This is a genomic window from Thermogutta sp. (genome assembly GCF_014359955.1).
In the GTDB taxonomy this organism is placed as follows: domain Bacteria; phylum Planctomycetota; class Planctomycetia; order Pirellulales; family Thermoguttaceae; genus Thermogutta.
The window spans coordinates 1-6,232 of the sequence record NZ_JACIYL010000206.1; the positions used below are offsets into that span (position 1 = coordinate 1).

Below are 6,232 nucleotides of genomic sequence, written 5' to 3' on the forward strand. Positions count from 1 at the left end.
GATCGGCCGTTCAAACCGCAGAAGGCGCAGTGACGCTTTTGCCCCCACCAGCAACCCCGGGACATTTCAAAAAACAGCACCGGCTCGAAGAAGCTCTGCAAGTCGCTCGCTTCGTAACGGGCGAAGAAATCGTCAAAGTCCGGATAGGGGAGATGATCCAGATCCTCGACAAGCGTGCTGTCCGGCAAATCGTCGGCTTGCGGGCCATTCAGCACGGGGAGTGTGCTCGAGGGTGGAGACGCACAAGAAGTGGCCCGACGCTGGGTAAACTTCTGCACATCCTGCCGGGATATAATCCCATGCGGAAGCGGACCGTGGAACTGCCCCGCTTGCAGTCGGGCGACAAATTCAGGGAAGGTATGATCGGCTTCCCCCAGAAACACATAGTCAATTTCCGGGAATTTCTCGGCCAGGGCAACTCCCATTTCCCCTTCGCAGGCGGCCCCACCGAAGACGATGGTCACCGTGGGGCAGATGGCCTTGATTCGCCTGGCCAGGGCCAGAGACGGCATCGTCTGCTGAAACGTCGTTGCAAAGCCGACCACCAGGGCCTGTTGCCACGGGTAAGCGGCCGCCGCCCTTTCCAGAAAGGTCTTTGCCTCTTTCGTCAACCGCGTAAATTCATCTTCGTCCCGGGCTGAGAAGTCGGGATCAGCCGCTCGCAGGACCTCCTCGATGTATTCCTGGTTGCTCGTTGGAAACCGTCCAAAGTAGTGGCAAGAAAACAGCCGTTCTCCTCCCAGCGTGAACGCGAAATGGTCGGCAATCCACTGATAGAGGTCGTAGCCAATCTGCTCGGCGAAATCGTAATTGAGGTACAGAATGCGACAGGGAATCCCCCTGCGCTGGACCGCTGCCTTCAGCAAACTCAGTCCCAAATTCGGCCAGCGCAGATTGGCAAACGGCATATTGACGAGAACGACTTCCCGCGTCTGCTCCATGAAACAGTTCCCTGATTTTTGGACGAAAAGCCATGCAACAAGCTGCCCATCGCGCTGGGCCGACCCCACCAACTCAAACGCAGCCGCGAGGCTCCCAGCTTCCGCCCTGCACCGGCGGGTCTCCCCTGCCAGACGTCGGCCTTCGCGTACCGCCTCTATTGTATCCCGGATTTCGCCCTGCTGAGGACACAAAAAGGTGCCCTGCCTCGCGAACTGGTTGCGGCTGACTTGTTTGAAGCGTCCATCGACGAGCGAGCAACCTGGCGCTATCCGGGGAACTGAACCGTCCGGCAGGGACCCGAGGAAATGACCGCGGCCGTGCGAACGAACGAGAATCCGCACGCACGTTCGCCTGTCAAGCGAGTTTATTATTTTTTGACATACGCGCTTGTAAAATCTCGCCGCGGTGGATATGCTGTTAGACAGGTTATCATGTACCGAATTACCACAAATTTCCTGCCTGCGCTCTGAGCAAGCATTCTGTCGGGGACTCGATTGACCGGAGTCTCGCCTCATTCCTTTTGCATGGGGGGATCACCAATGCACGCGAAATCGACTCGCCGGGAGTTTCTCTGGCAATCCGCGGTCGCTACGGGAGGACTCTTGCTGCCTGCCCAGTTGAGCTGGGCCGCGCCATCGGAAACCAAGATGGCCATCACAAAATGGACGGGACCAGCCCCGCAGTCACCCACCGAATTCGCAAAGATCGCCACGCAACTCACCGAGCAGGCTGTGGCGGCTCTCGGTGGAATGTCTCGGTTCGTCAAGCGCGGGGACGTGGTCTGGATCAAGCCGAACATCGGGTGGGACCGCACGCCGGAACTGGCCGCCAACACCAATCCCGATGTCGTCGCCACTCTCGTCCGCCTCTGCCTGGACGCGGGAGCCAAGGTGGTCAAAGTCGGCGACAATCCCTGCGATCTGCCCCAGAAGGCTTACGCCTCGAGCGGGATCGCCGACGCCGCCCGGAAGGCCGGTGCGCAGGTCATCTTCCTCGACCGCGATCGTTTCCGGGAAATGAACATCAAAGGCGAGCGGGTAAAAACCATCCCCGTTTATCCAGAGATCGTGGAAAGCGACGTGGTCATCAACGTCCCCATCGCCAAGCACCACGTCCTGGCCACGGCCACGCTGTGCATGAAAAACTACATGGGCGTCATCGAAAACCGCCGCGTTTTCCACCAGGATATTCCCACCTGCCTCGCCGACATTACGCGGTTCATGCGGCCAAGTTTGTGCTTGCTGGATTGCACGCGGGTCATGCTCGCTCATGGTCCGAAGGGCGGTAACATCCAGGACGTGGCGGTTCGGCTGACGCTGGCCGCCGGAACGGACATCGTCGCCCTGGATGCCTTCGGGGCGGAAATGCTGGGACGCAAGCCGACGGACATCGGCTCCATCGTGAAAGGGCATGAGGTGGGTCTGGGGACCATGGATTACCGCTCGCTGCAACCCAAGGAGATCACCCTTTCATGAAACGACGTCTGCCCTTTCGCCGGTGGATACGGCGGGTGGTGCAGATTGTTTTCCTGCTGGGCTTTATAGGGCTGATCCTCGCCACCCGCCCTGCTCCCGGAGAAACACCCTCCTGGTGGCTCAAAGCGTATTTTCTGGCCGACCCACTCATCCTGGTGATGACGGTCCTGGCGGCGCACGCGGTGCCGCTTTTGGCTCTCTTTTCACTCGTGACGGTCGTGCTCACCCTCATTCTGGGCCGCGTTTTCTGCGGTTGGATCTGCCCCCTGGGCACTGTTCATGCCGTGACGGGCTGGGCTCTGGACAAAGTCCAGAAGCCCGCCAAACGCCGTGACACTTTTTCGCCCTGGCAAAAAGCGAAGTATTACATCCTGGGCGGGGCACTCGTCATGGCCCTTATGGGAGGACACTGGATCACCACTTTTGATCCACTGGTCCTCCTCTATCGCACGGTGACGACCTCTCTCCTGCCGGCCGCCCAATGGGGCATTGAGACGGGAGCCAACGCGGTCTATCAGGCAGATCCCCGGTTGGGCGGTTTCAAGCTGACGAGTGTCACGGAACCGGCTTATCAGTATCTCCGCAATCACGTGTTTGTCATTCCCAAGCAGGCGTTTTTGGGGACGGGGCTGATTCTCGCCTTTTTCATCGCCATTGTGGCGGCCAATGCTTACCGGCGGCGATTCTGGTGCCGATATGTGTGTCCGCTGGGGGCCCTGCTGGGGCTGCTCGCTAAATGGCCCTTGCTCCGCCGGAAGGTCGCCGCGGAGAGTTGCAACGAATGTGGGCTGTGCACCACGGCGTGTCATGGGGCTTCGGCGAGTGGATTTGGCACGGGCTGGAAGCCCAGCGAGTGCTTTGTGTGCCTGAATTGCTCGACAACCTGTCCCCGCGATGCGTGTGCATTCACGTTCCAGCCGGCTGTCTGGCGCAAGGAACCCGCCGTCCAGCCGGTGGGGCTGACCCGTCGGGGCGTGCTTTGGGCGGCAGCGGGAGGATTGGCGGGTTTTGCGTTTCTGCGGGCAACGCCGCAGGGACGCGGCTCGGTCTATCATCCCCGCCTCATCCGCCCACCCGGGTCCCGGCCCGAACCGGACTTCCTCGCCCGCTGCACGGCCTGCGGCATGTGCATGAAAGTATGTCCCACCGGCGGCCTGCAACCTGCCATCACAGAAGCCGGGCTGGAAGGCCTGTTCACGCCTCATCTGGTGCCGATCATCGGATACTGCGATTACACCTGCACGGCCTGCGGGCATGTGTGCCCCACGGAGGCGATCCGGCCACTTACAGAGGAGGAAAAACACCAGATCAAGATCGGTCTGGCCGCGTTCGATGTGACACGCTGCATTCCCTATGTGTACGGCCGGAATTGCGTGGTGTGCGAAGAGCACTGCCCCATCCCGGAAAAGGCCATCTACTGCGTGGAAACCGAGGTGGAACTCCGCGAAGAGAAAAAACGGCGAATCAAGCTGCCCAAAGTCGACCCGGAAAAATGCATCGGCTGCGGTGTCTGCGAATATGTGTGTCCGCTTGATGATGCCCCCGGTATTCGGGTGATCACGACAAACGAAACCCGCCACGCCCGCCACCAGGCCCTTTTGCCGGAAGTCGAAGGCGAAGAAGAGCTGCCGTACTGAAGCGGCGTCCGCAATCCTGGACAGCCGGTGGTCGGTTGATTCAGACCGGGCACGTGCCGGCCCATCCTCCTCGTTACCGGCGAACCGATCAGCCCCCGGTAGGGGCCACTGATGGATTGCCCCCCAACCGAACTGCGATAGATGTGTCCTGCGCTCACGTGTTCCAAGGGCGGTTCCTGAATCACTTCCACCAGGGAAGGGCCATCCAAGATTAACAAAAGAGCCTGACAAGCAGTCGCCGTAAGACGGTGGGCACTCGTCCCGTCCGATGGAAAAATGGTTGATTCAACGTCAAACGGTGGCCGTGACAGGCAGTTCTTTGGGCTGAATCTCACGCATCCAAGGACGTGCCGATGTTCGGGCCCTTTTTCCAGCCGCCGAGGAAAGCGAGGCTGCATCACATGGTGTAGCTGGGTCCTGTAAAATGAAACGGGTAAAATGGCCTATTTCCCAGGACATGGTTCTCGAAGAGTTGTTGCCCATTCGGTTACACAGTTTCTTTCTTGCTCGGGGAGCGTTGTGAATTCCTTTCAACCTCATGAAACACCCTACGACCTGTACTTCACGATCGCAGGAATCCCGGTGCGGGTCCATCCGTTTTTCTGGGTTGTGGCGGCTTTCCTGGGAATCAGTGCAGGCGACCTTTTCAGTTTGGTCGGCTGGGTCCTCGCGGTCTTCATAGCGGTCCTCGTCCACGAACTGGGCCACGCCCTGACAATGCGGGCCTTTGGATATTATCCTCGCATCACACTCTACGGTCTGGGTGGATACACCGAGTACGGGATGCGGGACGCATTCGTCCGACCGCCGCGTGCTCCAGGGCGAATTCTCATCCTGGCGGCCGGGCCTGGCACCGGTTTCCTCCTCGCCGCGGTCCTGGCAGCCGTGCTTCTGGCTCTTGGCCACCCCGTGGCCGCCTTTGTCGGCTGGCCGATCGGGGTTTATGTGGTCACCAACCTCGGTCAGCCCTGGATGACCGATTTCGTGAATTCCCTCTTTTTCGTGACGGTGGGCTGGGGAATTCTCAATCTGCTTCCAGTCCTTCCCCTCGACGGCGGTCAAATCCTCCGCGAGATTCTCGGGCTCCGTGATCCAAGCTGGGGAACTTTTCGGGCGGCGCAGGTCTCTTTTCTGGTGGGGGCAGGCATCGCGTTTTGGGCTGCCCTCTCCAGCAACTTTTTCCTGGCGATCCTCTTCGGGTATTTGGCGTTTATGAACTATCAACTGCTCCGCGGCCCACGCTTGTGGTGAACCGAAGACCACGGATCAGATCAGTCCCAAAGTCGCACACTTAAGTCAGATGTCCGCATGAAAAGACCGGAGCGGATCCCGGCGGCCCAGCGAGGGTGGTCCGATTTTCCGGCCTGCTTCCTGGACACTCGCCACTCCTCGCGAAACCTGTAAATTTGGGAACGGGCGACGGTGTGTCGCTCCATCCAGGGATGTTTTCGCCGGGGTGGGAGCAACGTCACGGTGCTGCGGTGACGCTCTTGGTCGTTTCCCACTCGCTGTCCAGATGGCGGTAGAACTCGTCGTAGACCTCTTCCACCAATTCCCCGTCGATGGGCCGAATGTTGGCTCCTGCGGCGGCCACCAGGCACCACTCCGCCAGTCGGTTGACATGCCGCGGAATTCCTTCGGCAAGCCGGGCCACCGCTTCCATCGCCGCTTTTGTGAACACGTCGTCCGGGTTTCGGCCCGCATTCTGGAGCTGGCAACACAGGAATCCGATCACGTCCTCCTCGGACCACGGCTCAAGTGGGATCCGCAGGTCGATCCAGTCGGCGAAGGGCCCCCTGCCCAGAAGATGGTTTTCCCCTCGGCCGGCCAGCACCAGCGTGGGATGGCGTCCCCTGGCAGTCATCTGGGCCAATGCCCAAAACATGGGGAGCAGCGCCGGCTCCGCCGAAGACGCATCGTCCACGGCGAGAACACACGGTTGATCAGAAAGGCAGGCGGCCAGGATGTGCTGGGAGATGGCTCGCCACAATCGGGCGGGCGGACGGGATGGCTGGGTGATGCCCAGTTGAACGGCGAGCTCTTCCAGCCAGACTTCCCGGGAACGCCCCAATGCCGAAAGATAAATTCCCAGTGCCCGAGGACTCCTCCACTGATCAATCATCCACCGCAGAAACCAGCTTTTACCGACGCCCGCCGGACCGGAAATGAGAACCCCCG

5 protein-coding genes are annotated in these 6,232 nt (G+C 60.2%); 3 read left to right on the forward strand and 2 right to left on the reverse strand.

Features of this window, described 5'->3' with window-relative positions:
• Positions 1-1,283, reverse strand: a 1,283-nt coding sequence (locus H5U08_RS08230) for a RiPP maturation radical SAM C-methyltransferase (protein ID WP_297032052.1), incomplete at its 3' end; no start/stop codon positions are given.
• Positions 1,284-1,481: 198 nt separating this feature from the next.
• On the opposite strand from H5U08_RS08230, the gene H5U08_RS08235 reads away from it, so the two are divergent.
• The 3 genes from H5U08_RS08235 (at position 1,482) to H5U08_RS08245 (ending at position 5,305) form a co-directional block, all read left to right on the forward strand.
• Positions 1,482-2,417 carry a DUF362 domain-containing protein gene (locus H5U08_RS08235; RefSeq protein WP_297032053.1) on the forward strand — a complete coding sequence of 312 codons (936 nt, stop codon included), beginning with the start codon at positions 1,482-1,484 and terminating at the stop codon, positions 2,415-2,417.
• Positions 2,414-4,054, forward strand: coding sequence for a 4Fe-4S binding protein (locus tag H5U08_RS08240; protein ID WP_297032055.1), 1,641 nt, complete (start codon positions 2,414-2,416; stop codon positions 4,052-4,054). The genes H5U08_RS08235 and H5U08_RS08240 overlap by 4 nt, the downstream gene beginning before the upstream one ends.
• Positions 4,055-4,573: 519 nt before the next feature.
• Positions 4,574-5,305, forward strand: coding sequence for a site-2 protease family protein (locus tag H5U08_RS08245; RefSeq protein ID WP_297032057.1), 732 nt, complete (start codon positions 4,574-4,576; stop codon positions 5,303-5,305).
• A gap of 217 nt (positions 5,306-5,522) precedes the next feature.
• Here H5U08_RS08245 and H5U08_RS08250 read toward each other — a convergent pair.
• A partial coding sequence (locus tag H5U08_RS08250) for an AAA family ATPase (protein ID WP_297032059.1) occupies positions 5,523-6,232 on the reverse strand: 710 nt, incomplete at its 5' end.